20 protein-coding genes and 2 riboswitches are annotated in these 21,613 nt (G+C 65.9%); of the genes, 18 read left to right on the top strand and 2 right to left on the bottom strand.

What is annotated here, in order from left to right:
• Nucleotides 1-68: 68 nt before the first annotated feature.
• Nucleotides 69-542: an energy transducer TonB gene (locus tag FA702_RS22655; protein WP_168195970.1), complete on the bottom strand. Its 474-nt coding sequence runs from the start codon at nt 540-542 to the stop codon at nt 69-71.
• Nucleotides 543-1,125: 583 nt separating this feature from the next.
• Here FA702_RS22655 and FA702_RS01370 point away from each other — a divergent pair.
• From FA702_RS01370 to cobJ, 11 genes are all read left to right on the top strand, one after another.
• Nucleotides 1,126-1,806: a PepSY domain-containing protein gene (locus tag FA702_RS01370; RefSeq protein WP_168195971.1), complete on the top strand. Its 681-nt coding sequence runs from the start codon at nt 1,126-1,128 to the stop codon at nt 1,804-1,806.
• Nucleotides 1,807-1,831: 25 nt separating this feature from the next.
• Nucleotides 1,832-2,914 (top strand): 2Fe-2S iron-sulfur cluster-binding protein, encoded by a 1,083-nt coding sequence (locus tag FA702_RS01375; RefSeq protein ID WP_136954710.1) that lies wholly within the window; start codon nt 1,832-1,834, stop codon nt 2,912-2,914.
• Between the two features lie 158 nt (nt 2,915-3,072).
• A riboswitch (cobalamin riboswitch) is annotated at nt 3,073-3,311 on the top strand.
• A 173-nt stretch (nt 3,312-3,484) separates the two neighbouring features.
• Nucleotides 3,485-5,515 (top strand): TonB-dependent receptor, encoded by a 2,031-nt coding sequence (locus FA702_RS01380; protein ID WP_136954711.1) that lies wholly within the window; start codon nt 3,485-3,487, stop codon nt 5,513-5,515.
• Between the two features lie 71 nt (nt 5,516-5,586).
• The gene (locus tag FA702_RS01385; RefSeq protein ID WP_136954712.1) at nt 5,587-6,633 is read left to right on the top strand and encodes a HoxN/HupN/NixA family nickel/cobalt transporter; all 1,047 of its coding nucleotides are present in this window, start codon (nt 5,587-5,589) and stop codon (nt 6,631-6,633) included.
• Nucleotides 6,626-7,144, top strand: a complete 519-nt coding sequence (locus FA702_RS01390) for a hypothetical protein (protein WP_136954713.1) — start codon at nt 6,626-6,628, stop codon at nt 7,142-7,144. Before FA702_RS01385 ends, FA702_RS01390 begins: the two co-directional genes overlap by 8 nt.
• Before the next feature lie 29 nt (nt 7,145-7,173).
• A riboswitch (cobalamin riboswitch) is annotated at nt 7,174-7,414 on the top strand.
• 182 nt (nt 7,415-7,596) lie between these two features.
• Complete coding sequence (cobW, locus tag FA702_RS01395; RefSeq protein ID WP_136954714.1) at nt 7,597-8,634, top strand: cobalamin biosynthesis protein CobW; 1,038 nt, start codon at nt 7,597-7,599, stop codon at nt 8,632-8,634.
• Between the two features lie 9 nt (nt 8,635-8,643).
• Complete coding sequence (gene cobN, locus FA702_RS01400; RefSeq protein WP_136954715.1) at nt 8,644-11,916, top strand: cobaltochelatase subunit CobN; 3,273 nt, start codon at nt 8,644-8,646, stop codon at nt 11,914-11,916.
• Nucleotides 11,913-13,043 (top strand): cobalamin biosynthesis protein CobG, encoded by a 1,131-nt coding sequence (locus FA702_RS01405; RefSeq protein ID WP_136954716.1) that lies wholly within the window; start codon nt 11,913-11,915, stop codon nt 13,041-13,043. The genes cobN and FA702_RS01405 overlap by 4 nt, the downstream gene beginning before the upstream one ends.
• A complete protein-coding gene (locus tag FA702_RS01410; RefSeq protein ID WP_136954717.1) occupies nt 13,027-13,656 on the top strand; it encodes a precorrin-8X methylmutase in 630 nt (209 codons plus the stop codon). The genes FA702_RS01405 and FA702_RS01410 overlap by 17 nt, the downstream gene beginning before the upstream one ends.
• Entirely contained in the window at nt 13,653-14,417 is a 765-nt protein-coding gene (cobI, locus tag FA702_RS01415) for a precorrin-2 C(20)-methyltransferase (RefSeq protein ID WP_136954718.1), read from the top strand. The genes FA702_RS01410 and cobI overlap by 4 nt, the downstream gene beginning before the upstream one ends.
• The gene (cobJ, locus tag FA702_RS01420; protein ID WP_136954719.1) at nt 14,414-15,193 is read left to right on the top strand and encodes a precorrin-3B C(17)-methyltransferase; all 780 of its coding nucleotides are present in this window, start codon (nt 14,414-14,416) and stop codon (nt 15,191-15,193) included. Before cobI ends, cobJ begins: the two co-directional genes overlap by 4 nt.
• On the opposite strand, the gene FA702_RS01425 is transcribed toward cobJ, so the two are convergent.
• Nucleotides 15,157-15,918 (bottom strand): cobalt-precorrin-6A reductase, encoded by a 762-nt coding sequence (locus FA702_RS01425; RefSeq protein WP_136954720.1) that lies wholly within the window; start codon nt 15,916-15,918, stop codon nt 15,157-15,159. The genes cobJ and FA702_RS01425 overlap by 37 nt on opposite strands.
• Here FA702_RS01425 and cbiE point away from each other — a divergent pair.
• Genes cbiE through bluB form a run of 7 tightly spaced genes read left to right on the top strand, consistent with a single transcriptional unit; the run spans nt 15,917 to nt 21,612 of the window.
• A complete protein-coding gene (gene cbiE / locus FA702_RS01430) occupies nt 15,917-17,125 on the top strand; it encodes a precorrin-6y C5,15-methyltransferase (decarboxylating) subunit CbiE (protein ID WP_136954721.1) in 1,209 nt (402 codons plus the stop codon). The genes FA702_RS01425 and cbiE overlap by 2 nt on opposite strands.
• Entirely contained in the window at nt 17,122-17,487 is a 366-nt protein-coding gene (locus tag FA702_RS01435; protein WP_136954722.1) for a cobalamin biosynthesis protein, read from the top strand. The genes cbiE and FA702_RS01435 overlap by 4 nt, the downstream gene beginning before the upstream one ends.
• The gene (gene cobM / locus FA702_RS01440) at nt 17,484-18,269 is read left to right on the top strand and encodes a precorrin-4 C(11)-methyltransferase (protein ID WP_136954723.1); all 786 of its coding nucleotides are present in this window, start codon (nt 17,484-17,486) and stop codon (nt 18,267-18,269) included. The genes FA702_RS01435 and cobM overlap by 4 nt, the downstream gene beginning before the upstream one ends.
• A gap of 29 nt (nt 18,270-18,298) precedes the next feature.
• Complete coding sequence (locus FA702_RS01445; RefSeq protein WP_136957198.1) at nt 18,299-19,588, top strand: cobyrinate a,c-diamide synthase; 1,290 nt, start codon at nt 18,299-18,301, stop codon at nt 19,586-19,588.
• The gene (gene cobF / locus FA702_RS01450; RefSeq protein WP_136954724.1) at nt 19,588-20,352 is read left to right on the top strand and encodes a precorrin-6A synthase (deacetylating); all 765 of its coding nucleotides are present in this window, start codon (nt 19,588-19,590) and stop codon (nt 20,350-20,352) included. The genes FA702_RS01445 and cobF overlap by 1 nt, the downstream gene beginning before the upstream one ends.
• Nucleotides 20,342-20,968, top strand: coding sequence for a cob(I)yrinic acid a,c-diamide adenosyltransferase (gene cobO / locus FA702_RS01455; protein WP_136954725.1), 627 nt, complete (start codon nt 20,342-20,344; stop codon nt 20,966-20,968). Before cobF ends, cobO begins: the two co-directional genes overlap by 11 nt.
• 14 nt (nt 20,969-20,982) lie before the next feature.
• On the top strand, nt 20,983-21,612 hold the full coding sequence (bluB, locus tag FA702_RS01460) for a 5,6-dimethylbenzimidazole synthase (RefSeq protein ID WP_255504664.1): 630 nt from the start codon (nt 20,983-20,985) through the stop codon (nt 21,610-21,612).
• Nucleotide 21,613: the final 1 nt, after the last annotated feature.

Here is a 21,613-nt window from a genome sequence, read left to right on the forward strand (position 1 = left end):
TTGGGAACGAAGGGTGCGGAAGGCCGGGGCCTGAATCGGCTGCAAGGTCATTATATCGTCTTTCTTTTCTAGCTGGTGATGGTGAAGTCGACCGGCAGGGTGTAGCTGGTCTGGAATACGTCCCGGCTCCAGTCCGGGATCGGGAAGGGTTGTGCCCGCTCGAAGATCGAGCGGATTTGGCGGTCCAACTCCGGCGAACCGGTCGAACGGACAAGCTTGAGGCTGGCGATCCGGCCATCCGCCGTCAGGTTGAACAGCACCAGACCACGCCCCTGGATTCCGGCGTCGCGCAGTTCGCGCGGATAGCGCTTGTGCCGGCCGAGGTGGGCCATCAGTACGCCTGCATAGCGGCTCTGCTGCTGCTTGATTTCTACTCGATCGGGTGCGGGCGGCGCTTCTGCAACAGTCGGCTTGGGTGCGTCGTCCCGCATTGGCGGCCAAGCAGCAGGCGAAGCTGCTGCGACAGCCGCAGTCGGCGACACGTTGGGAGCGAGATTAATGGAAACCGGTGCAGGAACGTCCGCTATGGCCGCTGCCTTCATGTCCGGTGCCTGAACCGCCTTCCGCTCTGCCGCCTCAGCGGCGGCTGGCGCTGGCGGCGGAGCGGGCGGCGCAAGCTGGACGACTGTCAGGCGCTCGGATTTCTCGACACGAAGAGGACCAAGGCCTGGGCCGAACCCTGCGAACAAAGCTGCCATCGCCAACCCGTGAAGCAGGGAGGCTACAGCGAACGCAATTTTTCGATTCGCGCCGGGGTTATATTGCGATCTCTCACAGTCCAATGAAACCAGTTCGTTTCGGACTGGCCCTTCACTTCGAAATTGCGGTGAATCTACCTCTCTCGCTGTGAAGATATTGGATTCGCCTGTCTGCGGGGGAGCAGCGGGCAGCGGAAAACCCACGGTATTCCGCGTGCTTTTGCTTTGCCCTGATACCGCAAGTGTAGCCATCAATCCCCCCGGATGAACCGCGCAATATGGTAGATGCGAACGCTTCGCAATAACAATTGTATCCGACCGATCCTTGATTTCGGTCAACGATCTCGGCTAGGGCGGGTCATACTGAGAATGAATTGCAAACGGGGTGGCTATGGCGATGGGTTCCGCACGCGGGTGGCATAAGTGGGTGAGCATCGCGCTGCTCATTCCGATGTTCATCATCGGCGCGACGGCGATCTTCATTGCGCACGACAAGTCTCTGGGCACCCAGGACTTGAAACTCGCGCCTGCCATGGCGGGCAATGCCATGAACATGAAGATGCCCGAAGTCATCGTGCGCGACGTCGCTACGGTTGGGGATGCGACCTTCATCGCCAGCCAGGCGGGCCTGTTCAGGATGGTCGGCGGCTTCCCGGTTCGTGAGCCGGGCATACCCAAGGGCGAGTTCCGTTCGGTCAAGGCCGATGCTGCGGGTACGCTCTATGCCGCCGGCAAGTATGGCCTTTGGCAGAGGGCCGGGAGCGGCGCGTGGACACAGCTTCGCGAGGGCGACTTCCATGGTCTGGGGCTGATGCCCAATGGCATTGTCGCCTATCTCAAGGACCAGGGCACGCTGCTGAGTTCCGATGGTGGCAAGAGCTGGATCGAAGCTCCCGGATTCGCCAAGCTTGGGGTTCTCGCCGCCAGGGAGCCGGAAGCCTACACGCTGCAAAAGCTGGTCATGGACCTCCACACCGGCAAGTTCTTCTTCGGCAAGAGCGCCGAGTGGATATGGATCGACATTCTGGGCGCGACGCTCCTGATGCTCTGCCTTACCGGCGGCTGGATGTGGTGGCGCAGTCAAAAGCAGAAGGCTCAGCCAGTTTGACCGGTCCCGAATAGCAGGACACGCTATGCTCAGCCTGCTGCTCGCCCTTTGCGGACTGGCGCTTCTGGCGATCCTCTTCTGGCTGACCGACGCCGGTCGAAGGGCGCTGCGTCGCCGATGGGATGCATGGCGTCAGCGGCCGCACCTGTTCCGCGTGACCCGGCGGATCGATCATGACGAAACGCATTTCTCGCTCCATCTTACGCCGGTGGGAGGCAAGTGCCGTCCTTTCATTGCCGGACAATATCTGACCGTCCTCGGCCCCCTGCTTCCGGCGGGAAACCACGCCGAGCGCCGCTATTCGCTCGACCGCTGGGATGCCTCGCCCGGCGAGTACGGCCTGACGATCAAGAAGGAACCGATGGGCCGCGTCTCGGGCTGGCTGCACGAGACGATCCGTGAAGGTGACGAGTTGCAATGCCGTCTGCCGGAGGGTGATTTCGTCCTGCCGGAGATCGGCGATAACGCGCCTATCGTGTTGATAGCGGCCGGTGTCGGCATTACTCCGCTCAGGTCGATGATCCATGCCTTGCGCGCGCGGGCTAGTGGCCCCGTCACCTTGTTCTTCACGGCGCGAAGCTTGCCGGGCCTGATCTTTCACGAAGAGTTCGAAACGCTGGCACGGGAATGGACCTCCTTCCGATACCACGCCCGCCTGACGGGGCAGGACGACATGTGGGAAGGAAATACAGGCCGTTTCAGCGCAGCCGATCTTGTCACCGCCGACAATGGCCGTGCCCACTACCTGTTCTGTGCCTCGCACGCGATGATCGAGGATCTGTCACAGGGGCTGCGCGACAAGGGCGTCCCGCGCTCGCGCATCCACTACGAGTTGTTTGCTACCAGCGCGGGTCTGTGCGGCAATTTCACCATGACCGTAGGCGAGGCGGAAATCCCGGTCGAGGGCTATCCCAGCTTGCTCGCCGCCATGGAGACGCATGCCATTCCGGCAGTGTCCGACTGCCGGGCCGGGCACTGCGGCCTCTGCCGCCGCCATCTTGCTTCCGGGAGCGTCGAACATGGGCCGGGCCTTGCCTGTTCGCTGCGCCCCGGCGAGTTCCTCCCCTGCATCGCTGTTCCAACAAGCGATATCAGAATCGCGGCCTGAGCGATGCGGCGCTCGAGCTCAGTACTGCGTCAGGATGGCGCGACTTGCGCAATCCTGACGATGCTCAAATCCCACGCTCCTTGCTGCACCGAGAAGCAAAGGCATTGGCATCCGCAACCGCATCGTCTAATCGGCCCGCTGAATGTTGGATATTTTCAGCATTCATTGATCGCGCCGGTGCCCTGACAAGGGGCTTAATCGGGAATGCGGTGCGGGAGCTTGCTCCCAAATCCGCGGCTGTCCCTGCAACTGTAAGCGGATAGCGCGATGCACATCGTCCCTTCGATGGAAAAGGGGCAGCCACTGGGCCGGACGCTAAATCCTGCGAGGCCTGGGAAGGCGTGCATCAAGCTGTGACCCGCGAGCCAGGAGACCTGCCGGCGTCTGGTCGCTCTTGCCCTGGTCCAGGGGATGGCCGCGGCACGGTGAACTCCGTCTGAGCGACGAACGAGCGGCTGGGGCCGCATCGGCAGACGTGCGTTGGCCGCCCATGGCGTCCGGCCGCCGCGCGTGCCGACCGTTCGCGAACGGCACGCCCCGGCCACGTCGCAAGACGCCGGGGGACTATGTGTGACCAAGACTTTCCTTTCCAGTTGCGCGCTCGTCGCGCTCATCCTGCCTGCCCTCGCGCATGCCGAAACGGCGGCAGAAACCGATGCCGCCGAAGCCGAACGATCGGGCAGCGAGATCGTGGTTTTCGGGCGCGGTGAAGCGAAGATCGGTACGGCTCATGCCGCCAGCGAAGGCAGCGTTGCCGGTTCCGATCTGCTGGTCCGTCCGCTCCTTCGCGTGGCCGAGCTCCTGGAAGCGGTTCCCGGCATGGTGGCGGCCCAGCATTCGGGGAGCGGCAAGGCGAACCAGTATTTCCTGCGCGGCTTCAACCTCGATCATGGGTCGGACTTCACGACCTATATCGACGGTGTGCAGATGAACTTCCGCACACACGGCCACGGTCATGGCTATCTCGATCTCAATGGCCTGATCCCGGAAATCGTGGCGCGGGAAGATTTTCGCAAAGGCCCCTACCGAGCCGATGGAGGCGATTTTGCCCTGGCCGGGGCAGCCTATATGTCCACCATCGACGAATACGAACGGCCCTGGGCATCGGCCGAGGCCGGTTCCTATGGCTGGCGCCGGGTTGCCGTCGGCGGAACATTTCGCGGTTTGGGACAGGGCGACCTAACCCTCGTCGGCCAGGCGAAGGTCTATGATGGTCCCTGGCAGGAGCCAGAACGCCTGCGTCATTACTCAGGCTTCGCCAAATACCGCATGCCGGTCGGCGCGGGCACCGTTGAGGCTACACTTCATGCCTATCGGGCGACATGGAGCCCGACCGAGCAGATTCCCGAGCGGGTCGTCGGCACGCCTCTGTGCCCGGACGTGTTCTGCTCTCCTGATCCATCCGCGCGTGGCGAAACCACACGGCTGATCGGGAACATCATGGTCGAACAGCCGAGTTGGCGCGCCAATGCCTATGCCCAGTTCTACGACTGGTCGATGTTCTCGAACCCAACTTATGCCGACGCCGATGGAACCAGCGCACAGATCCGGCAATTCGACCAGCGCTGGGTGTTCGGGCTGATGGCACAGAAGCGCTGGGAACCTGCACCCGGTCTGTCGCTGACGGTGGGCACCGAGAACCGGTATGACGCCATCGGCAATGTCGGCGTTGACCGCACCGCCGACCGCACGTTCCTGGCCTCGCTTGGTCACTATCGCGTCAAGGAACTGTCGTCCGCCCTTTATGGCGAGGCAACCTGGACGCCGATCCAAGGGCTGCGCCTGACGGGCGGCCTGCGCGGAGACTATTACCACCATTCTGTCGAGGCGCGCGATCCGGCTGCCATCTCGCTGGGGGAGGGGAGTGGCTCCGACGCGATCATCTCGCCAAAGGCTGCCTTGGCCTATCGGATCACGCCGCATTTCGAGGTCTACGCCAACTGGGGCAGGGGTTTCCATTCCAACGATGTTCGCGGTGCGGTGAATACGGCCAGTCCTGTCCCGGTGCTCGTCCGCGGCACCGGCAAGGAACTGGGCGCGCGCCTGCAATTCTCCGGCGTGAGCCTGACAGCGACATACTGGTGGCTGCATGTCGGCAGTGAACTGCGCTTTGTGGGTGATTCCAATGCCGTCGAACCGTCGGGGGCCAGTCGAAGGCGCGGCTATGAAATCGTTGCATTCTGGCGGCCGTTTCCATGGCTTGCGCTCGATGGCAACTTCACTGCCAGCCACGCGCGCTACGACAACGGCGATCATATTCCCAACGCGTTCGAAAACGCAGCGTCGGCCGGTGTTGCTCTGGTTCTCGATCCATGGGAGGCGAGCCTCCGGGTGCGTCATCTCGGCCCTTCACCCCTGGTCGAGGACAATAGCATCCGTGATTCCGGCAGCACGGTCTTCAATGCCCGCGCGGCATGGAAGGGCAAGCGGGTCGAGATTTACGGCGAGGTGCTGAATGTCCTCGGCAGCCGGGACAAGGACATCGCCTACTACTACGAGTCCTACATTCCCGCCTTTGACGCAGGCGGTCCGGTTGAAGATCGGCTCAGCCGCGTCGTCGAGCCTCGCACCGTGAGATTGGGTGCCAAGTTCACATTCTGACAGCCATGCCAACAATGCCGCGCGGTGGATCATTCCTGCCGCGCGGCGTTTTCCTCGATCCGGGATCGATCATGACCGCTTCTGCCGAACCTTCACTATCCTTGTTGCGCCAACGCATCGTCATTCTGTTTTCGTCACTAATTCTCGCGAACATCGCCGTTTGGATATGGGCGTGGAGCCAATTTTACGCGCAGCCCCTGATGCTGGGCACTGCCTTGCTTGCCTGGGGGCTCGGGCTGCGTCACGCGGTCGATGCCGATCATATCGCGGCGATCGACAATGTGACCCGCAAGCTGATGCAAGATGGTCAGCGACCGGTTTTGGTCGGATTCTGGTTCGCTTTCGGTCATTCCGGGATCATTGCCATCGCGTCGATCACCATCGCGCTGACGACGAGCGCCTTGTCGGACGGCGGCGCATTCAGGGATCTCGGCGGAATGATCGCGACCGTGATCTCCGCGCTGTTTCTCTTCGCCATTGCCGGTATGAATCTCGTGATTCTGCGCTCGGTGTGGCGAACCTTTGCCCATGTCCGCACTGGGGGAAGCTATGCTGACGACGACCTTGATCTGCTTCTGAGCGGGCGTGGGCTGCTCTCAAGATTGTTCCGGCCCATGTTCCGGCTGGTGAACAGGAGCTGGCACATGGCACCGCTGGGCTTCCTGTTCGGATTGGGGTTCGATACCGCGACCGAAGTCGCCATTCTGGGCATGTCGGCTAGCCAGGCCGCCAATGGCTTGTCGATCGGCACGATTCTTGTCCTGCCCGCGCTGTTCGCGGCGGGCATGGCGCTGATCGATACACTGGACGGCGTGGTGATGCTCGGCGCCTATGAATGGGCCTTCGTCAAGCCGATCCGTAAGCTCTACTACAATATCACCATCACCCTGATTTCGGCGATCGTGGCCATCGTCATCGGCGGCATCGAGACGCTGGCGCTGATCGGCGAGAAGTTGGGCCTGACCGGATGGCCATGGAGTCTGGCGACCGAACTGGGCGAGAATTTCAACAGTCTGGGGTTCGCGATCATCGGCCTTTTCGTGCTGTGCTGGCTGGCCAGTTTCGCGATCTATCGATGGAAGCGATTTGACGAGATCGAGGTGTCCGCCGTTGCCTGATCGTCGCCATGGCAATCGCTGCGTCGTGATGAAGCATTGCGACGATTCCTGGGCCGTCTCGATCAATCTCGACGTCCGAATGCCGCTCGGGCTGCGGGTGCATCACGGCGAGCGCGACGCTGCCATTCGAATGTTTATGGTGCGTTCCGGCGGAACTTTCATCAAATCCAGCCAAAGCTGTGTCTTTGATGCAGGTTCGCGGCAGGCCGCAGAACAGCTCATCATGAGGCTGCGGGAAAGATTGTTCAGGATCGCGTGCAAGCCGATTAGCCAAGGGCAGGTCGAGCAAATACTTGGTATCACGTCCCGTGAGCGAATTCGGTGGGGCAAGGACGGCCGCCTGGCGCTGTCGGGGATATCGAGGATCAAGAAGGGCACAACCGAGATTTCACTTTGGACCTATCCCTGCCTTGCGATCGAGCAGCTTGCGGCGGACCCTGCTGTGATAAGGCGATGGCGCGAAGAGGATGAAGCCAGAACGCCAATTGGCTTGGCCGACATTTTCGTCTAGGGGCAGGTCTGAAGGATCGGGCTTGCCCGTCCTTCGATGATCGCGCCGGTGCCCCGCAAGGGGCTTAATCGGGAATGCGGTGCGGGGGTTCGCTCCCAAATCCGCGGCTGTCCCTGCAACTGTAAGCGGATAGCGCGATGCACATGCCTCTCTTCGTGAGGGGCGGCCACTGGGCAATGCATGATGCTGGGCATCAGTGCAAATCCGGGAAGGCGTGCATCAAGCTGTGACCCGCGAGCCAGGAGACCTGCCGGCGCACCGGTCGCTCTTGCCTGATCCAGGGGATGGTCATGGCACGGTAACTCTCCGTCTGAGCGACGAAGCTGTGCGGCTGGGGCTGCACGGCCGTGTGGTGACGGGTGCCTTGCGGCGCCCGCCCGTCGCTCGCGCGCCGGCCGGACAACGTCCGGCAAGCCCCGCCTGTTCTCGCTCTGGCGCGCGGGGGATTGCATGTGACCGACCTGTCCAAGGTGCCTGTCACCATCGTTACCGGCTTTCTGGGCGCCGGGAAAACCACGCTCATCAGCCATCTGATCCGCAATGCCGGCGGGCGGCGGCTGGCGGTGGTGGTCAATGAATTCGGCACGCTGGGCGTCGATGGCGATATTCTTGCATCCTGTGCCGTTCCCGACTGTCCGGCGGAGAACATCGTCGAATTGGCCAATGGCTGCATCTGCTGCACCGTGGCCGACGATTTTATCCCGACGGTGGAAAAGCTGCTCGCGCTCGAACCGCGCCCCGACCACATCCTGATCGAGACGTCGGGGTTGGCGCTGCCCAAACCGCTGCTCAAAGCGTTCGACTGGCCCGCGATCCGTAGCCGGATCACCGTGGACGGCGTGCTGGCGCTGGCCGATGCCGAAGCGGTGGCGGCCGGGCGTTTCGCGCCTGATGTGGCGGCACTTGATGCCCAGCGCGCCGCCGATCCCGGCATCGATCACGAAACCCCGCTGTCCGAAGTGTTCGAGGATCAGCTGGCCTGCGCCGACATGGTCCTGCTGACCAAGGTCGATCTGGCCGGGGCGGAAGGTGTCGCCGCCGCGCGCGCGGTGATCGCCGCCGAGGCTCCGCGCCCGGTGCCGGTGATCGAGCTGACCGAAGGTGTCATCGATCCGCGCGTCATCCTGGGGCTTGGTTCTGCCGCCGAGGATGACATTGCCTCGCGCCCTTCGCATCATGATGGTGACGATGATCACGAGCACGAGGACTTCGACAGCACGGTGATCGCGCTCGATGAGATTGCCGATCCGACGGACCTTGTGGGCCGGATCGAAACGCTGGCGCGCGATCATGGTATCCTGCGGGTGAAGGGCTATGCCGCCGTGACCGGTAAGCCGATGCGCTTGCTAGTGCAGGCCGTGGGTACTCGTGTGCGCCATCATTATGATCGCCCGTGGCGGCCCGGTGAGGCGCGGCGCACAACGCTGGTCGCCATCGCCGAGCATGACGCGATCGACCACGGCGTTCTGCACGCTGTGCTGCAAGACTGACCGCTGCCGATGCACGTTATCTTCCGCGAAACCCACGGGATGGAGGAAACCGCCGTCCCGCAGGATCTGGGGCAGGAGCCCGCGGATCTTGTGGTCCTGTCCTTCTCGGACAGCGACCTGGGCGCTTTCGCGGGCGGATGGCGTTTGGCGCGGGCGCGCGATGCAGCCTTTCCGGACCTGCGGCTCGCCAATCTGGCCGCGCTGGCGCATCCGCTCTCGGTCGATACCTATCTTGAACGGACGCTATCGGGTGCGCGGGCCATCCTGATCCGGCTGATCGGCGGCACGCCCTACTGGAGCTATGGTCTCCAGCAGGTCGAGGCGCTGGCCCGCTCGCGCGGGATGGCGCTGGCGGTCATTTCGGGCGATGGCCGCCCTGACGAGCGGCTGGATAGCGTGTCGACGGTTCCGGCGTCCGCTCTGCGGGAGCTGTCGCGGCTATGCGAGGCGGGAGGTGCTCAGGCGGCGGAGGCGGCGCTGGGCGTCCTGGCCCGCGCGGCAGGGCTGAGCGGAGGGACTGAGGCGGACTGCGAGCCCTTGCCTATAGTCGGATTCTGGCATCCAGAGCGGGGGCTTGTCGATCCGCAGACATTCGTGCGCGGCGAACGGCCGCTGGTCCTGATCGTGTTCTATCGCTCCTACCTGACGGCGCACGATCTCGATCCCTTCGTAGCCTTGCATGGAGCGCTGGAGCGGCGCGGCTTCGATACGCTCTCGATCTTTGCTCCCTCGCTGAAAGCGCAGGAAGTGCGCAGGCAGATGGACGAGTGGGTGCGCGCTCTGGCGCCGGCCGCAATCGTCAATGCTACGGCATTTTCGGCGCGGGGCGAGGATGGGGATACGCCGCTCGATGGAGCGGGCGTTCCGGTGTTCCAGATCGCGCTGGCGACTTCGGGCCGTGATGCCTGGGCGGCGGCTTCGCGCGGGCTTTCCCCGGCGGATCTCGCGATGCATGTGGTGCTGCCCGAGATCGACGGGCGGATCCTGGCGGGGGTCGCGAGCTTCAAGGAAGCCAGCGAGCGCGACCCGGACCTTGCCTTTTCGCGCGGCGTGCATCGCGCGGATTTGGGGCGGGTTGAGGCGATTGCGGAACGGGTGGCCGGGTGGATCGCCCTGGCGCAGAAGCCGGCGGGGGAACGCCGGTTGGCGCTGGTGCTTTCGACCTATCCGGGCAAGGCGCACCAGATGGCGCATGCCGTGGGGCTGGATGCGCTGGCCTCGGCACAGGCCATGCTGGGTTATCTCGCCGAGGCGGGGTACGCAGTGGGGCAAGGCGCGGATTTGACGACCGCGTTGCAGTGCGAACAGGTCTGCTGGCCGGTTGCCGACTATCGCCACGCGCTGGCTGAATTGCCCGAGGAATTGCGCAGCGATCTGGCGGCGGCTTGGGGCGAGCCAGAGGATGACGAAGCGGTTGTCGATGGTTCGTTCCGCTTTGCTGCAACGACCGTGCGAAACGCCAGCATCGCCCTGCAGCCGGAGCGTGGCCATGCCGCAAGCCGCGATAGGGACTATCACGATCTCTCCCGCTGTCCGCGCCACGCCTATGTGGCGTTTTACCTCTGGCTGCGCGTCCAAGGGGTCGATGCGCTGGTTCATGTCGGTGCGCACGGCACGCTCGAGTGGCTGCCGGGCAAGGCGGTCGCCCTGTCGGATTGCTGCTGGCCCGAGGCGCTGACCGGTTCGCTACCGGTCATCTATCCCTTCATCGTCAATGATCCGGGCGAGGCGGCGCAGGCCAAGCGGCGGGTCGGGGCGGTTACCCTGGGCCATGCCCCGCCGCCATTGGCGCAGTCGGGCACCGGCGCTGGGCTTCATCGGCTTGAGGCCTTGCTCGACGAATTCTCCAATGCCGGGGGGCTGGACCCGGCCCGGCGCGACCGGTTGCAGGGCGACATTCGCGAAGAGGCGCGGGCGCTGGGGCTGGAGGCCGAGCTTGGGCTGGATCAGGCGACCACGCTGGTGGAGGCGATCACCCGGATCGACCGGTTCGTATGCGACGTGAAGGAAAGCCAGTTCGGCGACGGGCTGCACGTGTTCGGGCGCGGCGAACATGGGGATGCAGAGCGGGCCGGTCTGCTGGCTGCGCTGGACGGGCGGCGAGTGGCTCCGGGGCCTTCAGGTTCGCCCTTCCGTGGGCGCAGCGACGTGCTGCCGACCGGGCGCAATCTCTACACGATCGACCCGCGCGCGGTGCCTTCGCGCGCCGCATATGCGCAGGGCGTGGTGCTGGCCGAAGAACTGATCCGTCGGCACCTTCAGGATCACGGCGACTATCCGCGCGGGCTGGTGGTCGACCTGTGGGGTTCGGCGACGATGCGCACGGCGGGCGAGGAGTTCGCCATGGCGCTGCACCTCCTGGGCGCGAAGCCGGTGTGGGACATGGCGTCGGAGCGGGTGACGGGGGTGGAAATCCTCAACCTCGCTGTGATGGACCGACCGCGCCTTGACGTCACCTTGCGGGTGTCGGGCCTGTTCCGCGATGCCTTCCCCACGCTGCCGGTGCTGTTCGGGCAGGCTGTACGCGCGCTGTGCGGGCGCGATGAGCCGGCTGAATGGAACCCTTTTGCCGGGCAGCTGGTTACTCCGCGCGTTTATGGTCCGGCTCCGGGCCGTTATGGTCTGGGCCTTGGTGACGCAGCCGAGACCTATACCGATGAGGCCCGCCGCGCGGCGGGCGAAGCATGGCTGGCGGCATCGGATCATGTGCTCGATACTGCGTCCGAAGGGGCGGATGGCGTGGCCGATACCGACGGGCTGGCGCAGCGCGTGGCGGGGGCCGATGCCTTCGTTCACCTGCAGGATCTGCCCGAGACCGACCTGTTGCTGAGCATGGATTATGCCGCCCATGAGGCGGGCTTTGCCGCTGCAAAGGCGATCACGGGCGGCACGGCGGCACTCTATCATCTCGACAACCGCGATCCGGTTCGCCCCACCGCGCGAACACTGACCGAGGAAATCGCCCGGGTGGTGCGCGCCCGCGCGGCGCATCCCGGCTGGGTGACGGGCATGATGCGGCATGGCTTTCGCGGAGGGGCTGAACTGGCGGCGACGCTCGATCATCTTGGCGCTTTCGCGCATCTTTCCGGCAGCGTACCGCCGCAGATGTTCGACATCTATCACGATGCCACGCTGGGCGAGCCCGAGGTGCGCGCCTTCCTTGCGCGGGAGAATCCCGGCGCGCTGGCGGCGATGGAAGCCCGCTTTGCCGCGCTCCACGCTGCTGGACTGTGGCAGACGCGGCGCAACTCCATCCTCGCCAGCCTTGGAGGCGCGGTATGAGCAGTTTTGCGGTGAAAGGCTGGTGCCCCGATGCCTGGCGCCCGATGATGTCGGGCGACGGCCTGCTGGTAAGGATCAAGCCGAGGCTGGGTCGGCTTATGCGTGAGCAGGTGTTGGCGCTGTGTGAGGCCGCTGCCGCATGGGGCAACGGGCTGGTGGACGTGACCCGCCGGGCCAATCTCCAGATCAGGGGCGTGGCCAAAGCGGATTGGCGCGCCCAGCTGGAGCACTTGCTTGCGCTGGATCTGGTCGATGCCGATCCCGCCAGCGAAAGCCGCCGCAACATGCTCGTCGCGCCCGACTGGCAGGTGGGTGATGACAGCCATCGCATAGCCTCCGAATTGCTGGGTCGATTGGACGAACTGCCCGAACTTCCGGGGAAGGCCGGGTTCGTGGTGGACGCTGGCCCGCGCCGCATTCTGGCGAATGAGCCGGGCGATTTCCGGATCGAGCGGGGCGAGGATGGCGGCCTGATTCTGCGCGCCGAGGGCCGCGCGCACGGCATTGAGGTTGCGCCCGGGCGGGAAGTCGATGGGCTGATTTCGCTCGCGCGGTGGTTCGCTCAAAGCGGTGGGGCTGACGCAGGCCGGATGGCGCGCCATCGGGCCGAGCTGCCTGCCGGACTGACGGGGCGTAGCAAGCCCGCATTATCCGCTGCCGCCATTGTGCCGGGAGCCTATGCGCGCGGCTCGGCCTATGGGGTGCCGTTCGGCCGGGTGAATGCCCGTGTGCTGGCTGAGGCGGCAAGGTCCGCCCCGGCAATCAGGATCACGCCCTGGCGCGTCTTCCTTCTCGAAGAGGCCCGGTTCGTCCCCATCGAAGGCCTGATTGATGATCCGGTAGACTCATTGCTGCGCGCCGACGCTTGTCCCGGCGCGCCGGACTGTCCGCAGGCCACGGTTGAGACCCGCGACCTTGGCCGATGTCTTGCGCCTCAGATCGCAGGCCAACTGCATGTTTCGGGTTGCGACAAGGCTTGCGCCTGCTCCCGCCCGGCTGACGTGACCGTGACGGGACGGGGGGGACTCTACGATCTCGCCTTCAATTCAATTCCAGCGTCCGCCGCCCTCAGCCGGGCGGAGCTTCTTGCCCAGTTCGAAAGGCGCCCTGATGCCGCACGTCTATGAAACCAATGGCGCGGCGATCTATCGCCAGTCCTTCGCGACAATCCGCGCGGAGGCCGATCTTGCCCGCTTCTCGGCCGAGGAGGAGCCGGTAGCGGTGCGTATGATCCACGCCGCCGGGATGGTGGAACTGGCTGCGCATATCCGCTTTTCGGCGGGCTTTGCCGAAGCCGCGCGCGGGGCGCTGGCTGGTGGCGCACCGATCCTGTGCGACGCGCGGATGGTGTCCGAAGGGATCACCCGCGCCCGCCTGCCCGCGGCCAATCCGATCGTCTGCACGCTGAACGAGCCGGAAGTTCCTGCGATGGCCCGGGAAATGGCAAACACCCGCTCCGCCGCCGCGCTGGAACTGTGGCGACCGCATCTGGCGGGCGCGGTGGTGGCCATCGGCAATGCGCCCACCGCGCTGTTCCACCTGCTGAACATGCTGGAAGACCTGGAATGCCCGCGCCCGGCGGCGATCATCGGTTGCCCGGTGGGCTTCGTGGGTGCGGTGGAATCGAAAGCGGCACTTTGGGAGGCACCGCCGGTGCCCTGCTGCATCGTTGAGGGGCGGCTTGGCGGCAGCGCGATCACGGTCGCAGCGGTCAACGCGCTGGCGAGCCGCGTGGAATGAGTGTGCTCCCAAGCTCGATCGAGGTCGGAACGGTTCACGGTGTGGGGACGATCCATGGCGTGGGCCTTGGACCCGGCGCACCCGATCTGTTGAGCGTGCGCGCTGACCGGCTGGTGCGCGGGGCGCTCCATGTCGCTTATTTCCGCAAGGCCGGAAGGCCGGGGCAAGCCCGCAGCATCGCCGAGGGCATGCTGCGCGAGGATGTCGTCGAAATCCCGATGGAATATCCGGTGACGACCGAGATTCCGGTATCCGATCCAGGCTACAACGCCTGCCTTTCCGCCTTTTATGCCGAATGCACCGAACGTTTGGCGGCATTGGCGGGGGCGGGTGAGGACGTAGTGGTTCTGTGCGAGGGTGATCCGTTCTTCTACGGCTCGTTCATGCATCTCCATGCCCGGTTGTCGGGCGTGGTGCCGATCAGCGTGGTGCCGGGCATCACCGGCATGGCCGGCGCTTGGAATGCCACGGGCCAGCCCATCACCTGGGGCGACGACGTTCTGACCGTGGCCATGGCGACCCTGCCCGAGGACGAACTGGCACGGCGGATCAGGGATACCGATGCGCTCGTGGTGATGAAGATCGGGCGCAACCTTCCCAAGCTGCGCCGCGCGGTTGCCGCCGCCGGGCGCGAGGACGCGGCCTGGCTGGTGGAGCATGCCGCCATGCCCGGCCAGCGGGTGACACGGCTGACCGAAGCGGAGAGTGTTACGCCCTATTTCTCGATCCTGCTGATTCACGGCCAAGGACGCAGGCCATGAACGCGGCGCAGGCCATTAGCGGCTGGCTTGCCATTGTCGGGCTGGGGCCGGGGGACGCGGCGCTGGTTACGCCCGAAGTCAGCGCGGCGCTGGCCGAAGCTAGCGATGTCGTGGGCTATATCCCCTATGTCGCCCGGGTGGCCCCGCGCGAGGGGCTGGTTCTGCATTCGTCGGACAACCGGGTGGAGTTGGATCGCGCTGCCCTGGCATTGGAGCTGGCGTCGCAAGGACGGCGCGTGGTGGTCGTCTCTTCGGGCGATCCCGGCGTTTTCGCGATGGCCGCCGCCATGTTCGAGGCGCTCGAGGCCGGTCCCGCGCATTGGCGCGATCTCGATATCCGGGTGCTGCCCGGAATCACCGCTATGCTGGCCGCCAGTGCGCGGGCCGGGGCGCCGCTAGGGCACGATTTCTGCGCGATCAACCTTTCGGACAATCTCAAGCCCTGGCCGCTGATCGAAAAGCGCCTGCGACTGGCGGCAGAGGCCGATTTCGCAATGGCTTTCTACAATCCGCGCTCGAAGGCCCGGCCGGAAGGCTTTGCGCGGGTGCTGGAGGTGCTGCGCGAGGCTTGTGGCGATGATCGCCCGATCCTGTTTGCCCGTGCCGTCTCCACGCTGGATGAGAACTTGACGGTAGCATCGCTGGGCGAGGCCCGGCCCGAGATGGCCGACATGCGTACGATGGTCATCGTGGGATCGAGCCACACCCGCATCATCGAACGGGCGGAGCGTCCGATCCTCTACACTCCGCGCTTCGTGCCGGAGGCTGTATCGTGATCCAGCCACGCGAGCACGTCTTCGGGACGATAGACTTCCATCCGGTCGGGCAGGGCGGGCCGGTCGATCATCAGCACCGGCACACCCAGTTCGCGCGCGGCAATCAGCTTGGCTTCGGCGCCTATGCCGCCGGCGTTCTTGCAAACCACCAGATCGATGGCGTGGGCTTGCATGAGCGCGCGGTCGCCTTCCGACGTGAACGGCCCGTGATCCACGATCAGGGTGTGCCGGGGCAGGGCGGGCGGCTGGTCCGGCGCATCGACGAAGCGCAGAAGATAGTGGTGCTGCGGCTGGGCAGCGAAGGCGTCCACATGCATGCGTCCCAATGCCAGCATGACGCGGCGGGCGGGGCCGGCGAGGGCGGAAACTGCGCTGTCGATGTCGGGAACGCGGCTCCAGCGATCACCCGCGATGGGCTGCCAGGCAGGACGGGACAGGGCGACGAGGGGAACGCCCACTTCCCGTGCCGCCGCTATCGCATGTGCGCTCATCGTCGCCGCAAAGGGGTGGGTGGCGTCGATGAGATGGGTGATCGCGCGGTCGCGCAGATAGGTGGCGAGACCTGTCACACCACCGAAGCCGCCGATCCGCACCGGCACCGGCTGGGGGCGGGGATTATCCGTTCGACCGGCATAGCTGAGCGTTGCCGGGACGCCCGCGTTCGCCAGCAGGCGTGCCAGCGCGCTGGCCTCCGTCGTGCCGCCCAGCAGGAGGATGTTGGGCATGGCTGACACGGTTTCCTCCCCATGGTTGACGATCATCGGCGTCGGCGAGGACGGGGTGAATGGCCTCGGTCCCGCTGCACAGGCCGCGCTGGCGAAGGCTGAGATGGTCATGGGACCAGCCCGTCACCTTGCGCTGCTCCCCGCGCTTAGATGTCCGGCGATCGAATGGCCAGTGCCCTTTGCCGATGGCATCGCCGTGCTGCTCGCGCAGCGCGGGCGACGCGTGGTCATGCTGGCTTCGGGCGATCCCTTCTGGTTCGGCGCGGGAAGCAGCGTGACGCTGGCGTTGGAGCGGGAGGAATGGACCGCGATCCCCGCGCCTTCCACCTTTACTCTGGCGGCGGCCCGGCTGGGCTGGCCGCTTCAGGACGTGGCCTGCCTTGGCCTTCACGCCGCCCCGCTGGAGCGGCTTCGCCCGCATCTGGCGCCGGAGCGGCGCGTGCTCGCGCTGCTGCGCGATGGCGATGCCGTGGCAACGCTGGCCGACTATCTGACACGGCAGGGATTTGGCCCTTCGACGCTGCATGTGATGGAAGCGCTGGGCGGCCCGCGCGAAAGGGTCCGCAGCGCAGCCGCCGATGGGCTGCTCTTTGCGGATGTGGCTCACCCCGTCGCCGTTGGCATCGAATGTGCCGGGGACGGAAGCACCCTGCCGCTGACGCCGGGACGACCGGACGACTGGTTTGCGTCCGACGGGCAACTGACCAAGAGCCCGGTGCGGGCGCTTACCATGTCGGCACTGGCACCACGCGCGGGCGATCTGTTGTGGGATATCGGCGCGGGATCGGGGTCGGTGGGCGTCGAATGGCTGCTGGCCCATCCGGCGAACCGGGCCTGCGCGATCGAGGCCGATCCGGTGCGGGTCGAGCGTGCGCGTGCCAATGCGACGGCGCTGGGCGTGGACCGGCTTGACCTGCTGACCGGCGCCGCGCCCGATGTCCTGCCCAATGGACCGGTGCCCGATGCCGTGTTCATCGGCGGCGGGCTGTCGGATGCCTTGCTGGAAACACTCTGGGCGCGCCTCCCCGCCGGGACCCGGTTGGTCGCCAACGCGGTGACGCTGGAATCCGAAGCGCTGCTGATCCGGTGGCACGGAGAAAAAGCCGGCAGTCTCCTGCGGATCGAACTGGCCGATGCCGCGCCGCTCGGAACCCGGCGGGGCTGGCGCGCGCGCTATCCCGTAGTGCAGTGGAGCGTGGTGTTGTGATCATTGCAGGCTTCGGCTTCCGCTCGGGTGCGAGCCTGGCTTCGCTGCGCGCGGCATTCCTGCTGGCGCAGCAGGGGCACCCACCAGTCACTCATCTCGCCACCGCGTGCGACAAGCTGGCGGCGCTGGCCCCATTGGCCGAAGCGTTAGGCCTGCCGCTGACCGGGGTGGAGTCTGCAGCGCTGGCCGCTGTTCCGACGATCACCCGATCCGCCGCCAGCCTGGCCGCGCACGGCACCGGCAGCCTCGCCGAAGCCAGTGCTCTCGCCGCGGCAGGCCAGGGCGCGTGCCTGCTTGGGCCGCGCCATATCTCGCCCGATCGCATGGCCACCTGCGCCATCGTCAAAGGACAATCGACATGAACGTGCATTTCATCGGCGCTGGCCCCGGCGCGCCCGACCTTCTGACCCTGCGCGGGCGCGACCTGATCGCGGCTAGCCCGGTGTGCCTCTATGCCGGTTCGCTGGTGCCGGAGGCGGTGCTAGCGCATTGCCCGCCTGGCGCGCGCATCATCAACACCGCGCCGCTGGAACTGGACGGGATCATGGCCGAGATCGCCGCTGCCCATGCCGCCGGGCAGGATGTCGCGCGGCTCCATTCGGGTGACCTTTCGGTCTGGTCGGCGATGGGCGAACAACTGCGCCGCCTGCGCGCGATGGACATTCCCTTCACGGTCACGCCCGGAGTGCCCGCCTTCGCCGCCGCCGCCGCCGCGCTTGAGGCGGAACTGACGCTGCCCGAACTGTCGCAATCGCTGGTGCTGACCCGCACGCCGGGCCGGGCCAGCACAATGCCGCCCGCCGAAAGCCTGGCCAATTTCGCAGTGACCGGCGCGACGCTGGCCATTCATCTGTCGATCCACAACCTCGCGACCGTGGTGGCCGATCTGGTCCCCGCCTATGGCGCGGATTGTCCGGTCGCGGTGGTCTGGCGGGCAAGCTGGCCAGACCAGCGGGTGGTGCGCGCCACGCTCGCAACCATTGAGGAAGCCGTCGCGGGTAGCATGGAGCGTACTGCGCTGATCTTGGTCGGGCGGGTGCTGGAGGCGGGGGATTTTGCCGAGAGCAGCCTCTACGCGCCCGGCTATGATCGCCGGTTCCGGCCGCAGGACGCGACGTCTCGGTTTGCTGGGGCGTCGAAGTGAGCGTGCCAGGCAGCTTTCCACCGGGCCTGATGATCGCCGCCCCCGCGTCGGGAACGGGCAAGACCACGGTCATGCTCGGCCTGCTGCGCGCGCTGGCTGAGGACGGGCTGGCGGTGCAGCCCTTCAAGAGCGGACCGGACTATATCGACCCGGCTTTCCACCGCGCCGCCAGTGGCCGGTCTTCGTTCAACCTCGATAGCTGGGCAATGGACGGCACTCTGCTGGATACGATCGCTTCGCAGGCGACTGGGGCGGACATGGTGCTCGCCGAAGGATCGATGGGTCTTTACGATGGCGTCGCGCAGGCCGGGGCGACAGGGAATGGCGCAAGCGCCGACATCGCCCGCCGCATGGGCTGGCCGGTGGTGCTGGTGCTGGACGTATCGGGACAGGCGCAGTCTGCCGCCGCCGCGGCGCTGGGGTTCAAGCTGCTTGATGCGGAACTGCCGTTCGCCGGCGTGATCCTCAACCGCGTGGCCAGCCCGCGTCATGAACGGCTGGTGCGGCGGGGTCTGGAGGCGGTCGGGATACCTGTGCTGGGGGCCCTGCCACGGCGCGGCGACCTGACGCTGCCTGAACGCCATCTCGGACTGGTTCAGGCACAGGAGCATCCCGATCTCGACCGCGCGATTGGCGATTATGCCACGTTCATGCGGGGCCATGCCGATCTTGCCACGATCCGCGCCGCCGCCGGAACGCGCGCGGCCGGGGGCGGCGCGGGGCGATTGCCCCCGCCACCGGCGCAGCGCATCGCCATCGCCCTCGATGCCGCCTTTTCCTTCCTCTATCCCCATCTGCTCGAAGGCTGGCGGCGGGCCGGGGCTGAGATCATGCCCTTTTCGCCGCTGGCCGATGAAGCCCCGGCCCATGATGCGGATCTGGCCTGGTTGCCCGGCGGCTATCCCGAACTGCACGCCGGGATGATCGCCGGTGCCGCGATGTTCCTGTCCGGCCTGCGCGCTCATGCCCAGACGCGGCCCGTCCATGGCGAATGCGGCGGCTACATGGTGCTGGGCGAGGCGCTGATCGACAAGAATGGCGAGCGGCACCGCATGGCCGGGCTGCTCGGCCTCGTTACCAGCCATGCCCAGCGCCGGATGCACCTGGGCTATCGCCATGCCGAACTGCTCGCGCCGGTGGCGGGCCTTGCCGCGGGGACCAAACTGCGCGGCCATGAATTCCATTATTCCACGATTCTAGAGCAGACCGACGCCCCGCTAGCGCGGGTGACCGATGCCGACGGCGAGGCTGTGGCCGAAACCGGATCGCACCGGGGCCATGTGACCGGCACCTATTTCCATATGATCGCGCCGGCCTAATGATCGAGCTTCACCTCATCGGCATCGGCACGGGCAACCCGGATCACCTGACCGCGCAGGCGGCGGCGGCGATGAACCGTGCCGACCTGATCCTGCTGCCGCGCAAGGGCGCCGCGAAATCGGACCTCATCGACCTGCGGCGCGAGATTTGCGCCACCGTGCTTACTGCTCCTGTCCAGATCGTGGAGTTCGACCTGCCAGTACGCAGCGATGATCCGGTCTATCTGGATGCCGTCCACGACTGGCACAATGCCATCGCCGCCGCATGGCGCGCGCAGATCGCTGCGCATCTGCCAGGTGGCGGCAGGCTTGCCATGCTGGTCTGGGGCGACCCCTCGCTTTACGACAGCACGCTGCGGATCGCGCAAAGGCTGCAAGGCGCCGGGTTGGAGATCGATGTTCGCGTCGTGCCGGGCATCACCAGCATTCAGGCGCTGACCGCCGCCCACGCCATCCCGCTGAATCCGTTGGCCGGACCGGTGACGATCACCACCGGACGGCAATTGCGGGAAGGGGGCTGGCCCGAAACGGCGGATACCGTCGTCGTCATGCTCGATAGTGGCTGCGCCTTCGACGCGCTCGATCCGCAAGGCATCTCGATCTGGTGGGGCGCCTATCTCGGCATGGCGCATGAAGCGCTCGAACAGGGAGCGCTGGCCGAGGCCGCACCCCGGATCGCCGCGCGGCGCGCGGAGCTGCGCGCGCGCCATGGCTGGATCATGGATGTCTATCTGATGCGAAAGGAGCGGGACGATGGTGCCTGAAGGTGATGGTGAACAGGTGCAGGGCGATGCCCGCCATGCCGAGAAGATGCGCAAGAAGCAGGCCACCCGCGGCACGATCATGGCCAGCAAGACCCGCGAGAAGGGGCTGCTGATCGTCCACACCGGCAAGGGCAAGGGCAAGACCAGCGCGGCGCTGGGCATGGTCGTGCGCGCGATCGGTCACGGCATGAAGGTGGGCGTGGTCCAGTTCGTCAAGGGTGCGATGACCACCGGCGAGAAAGCCGTGTTCGATGCTTTCCCCTGCAATGTCGAATTCAAGCCGATGGGAGAGGGCTTTACCTGGGATACGCAAGACCGCGCGCGGGACATCGCCGTAACCCGCACCGCCTGGGAGGAAGTGAAGCGGATGATCGCCGATCCCTCCTATCACATGGTGCTGGCCGACGAACTGAACATCGCGCTGCGCTATGACTATCTGCCGCTGGACGAAGTGCTGGAGGTGCTGACCGCGCGCGACGAGATGAAGCACGTCATCGTCACCGGTCGCAACGCACCCGAAGCGCTGATGGATGCGGCCGATCTCGTTACCGAGATGACCATGGTGAAGCACCCCTTCCGGTCCGGCGTGAAGGCGCAGAAGGGTATCGAGTTCTGAGCGCGCAGCCGCCTTTGTTCGACGCTGACTTTGCCGAGCGTTTCAACGCACTGCTGCGCTGGCGGCGCGATGTCCGGCATTTCGCGCCCCGTGCGGTGGCGGAAGCGGACATGACCGCGCTGCTGGATTGTGCCGCGCTCGCGCCGTCGGTCGGCAATGCACAGCCGTGGCGTTTCGTGCGCCTGCGTTCGCCCGCGATCGGTGATGCGCTTGCCGCGCATGTCGACGAGCAAAGCGCGCGCGCGGCACAGGGCTATGCCGGGCAGACGCGGCATGAACACTATCTCTCGTTGAAACTTCACGGACTGCGCGAGGCGCCCGAACTGATGGCCGTGTTCTGCGATGACCGGCCAGAGGCGGGACATGGCCTTGGCATCGCCACCATGCCCGAAACGCTGCGCTATTCCTGCGTTCTGGCAATCCACACCCTGTGGCTGGCGGCGCGGCTGCGCGGCATTGGCCTCGGGTGGGTGTCGATCCTCGATCCCGAGGCGGTCCACGCCATGCTGGACGTGCCCGCGCACTGGTCGCTGATCGCGCTGCTGTGCATCGGCTATCCGGCTCAGGAATCCAACATGCCCGAACTGGAGCAGCGCGGCTGGCAAGCCCGCGAGCCCCTGGCCGACCGGGTGTTCGAGCGATGAC

This window comes from Novosphingobium sp. EMRT-2 (assembly GCF_005145025.1).
Classification (GTDB): Bacteria; Pseudomonadota; Alphaproteobacteria; order Sphingomonadales; family Sphingomonadaceae; genus Novosphingobium.

Coding starts and splice junctions, on each gene's coding strand:
- cbiE (WP_136954721.1), top strand. CDS start 15,917: ATGGCTGACACGGTTTCCTCCCCATGGTTGACGATCATCGGCGTCGGC.
- cobN (WP_136954715.1), top strand. CDS start 8,644: ATGCACGTTATCTTCCGCGAAACCCACGGGATGGAGGAAACCGCCGTC.
- cobO (WP_136954725.1), top strand. CDS start 20,342: ATGGTGCCTGAAGGTGATGGTGAACAGGTGCAGGGCGATGCCCGCCAT.
- FA702_RS22655 (WP_168195970.1), bottom strand. CDS start 542: ATGAAGGCAGCGGCCATAGCGGACGTTCCTGCACCGGTTTCCATTAAT.
- cobI (WP_136954718.1), top strand. CDS start 13,653: ATGAGTGTGCTCCCAAGCTCGATCGAGGTCGGAACGGTTCACGGTGTG.
- FA702_RS01410 (WP_136954717.1), top strand. CDS start 13,027: ATGCCGCACGTCTATGAAACCAATGGCGCGGCGATCTATCGCCAGTCC.
- FA702_RS01375 (WP_136954710.1), top strand. CDS start 1,832: ATGCTCAGCCTGCTGCTCGCCCTTTGCGGACTGGCGCTTCTGGCGATC.
- FA702_RS01425 (WP_136954720.1), bottom strand. CDS start 15,918: ATGCCCAACATCCTCCTGCTGGGCGGCACGACGGAGGCCAGCGCGCTG.
- FA702_RS01405 (WP_136954716.1), top strand. CDS start 11,913: ATGAGCAGTTTTGCGGTGAAAGGCTGGTGCCCCGATGCCTGGCGCCCG.
- FA702_RS01445 (WP_136957198.1), top strand. CDS start 18,299: ATGATCGCCGCCCCCGCGTCGGGAACGGGCAAGACCACGGTCATGCTC.
- cobJ (WP_136954719.1), top strand. CDS start 14,414: ATGAACGCGGCGCAGGCCATTAGCGGCTGGCTTGCCATTGTCGGGCTG.
- FA702_RS01385 (WP_136954712.1), top strand. CDS start 5,587: ATGACCGCTTCTGCCGAACCTTCACTATCCTTGTTGCGCCAACGCATC.
- cobM (WP_136954723.1), top strand. CDS start 17,484: ATGAACGTGCATTTCATCGGCGCTGGCCCCGGCGCGCCCGACCTTCTG.
- cobF (WP_136954724.1), top strand. CDS start 19,588: ATGATCGAGCTTCACCTCATCGGCATCGGCACGGGCAACCCGGATCAC.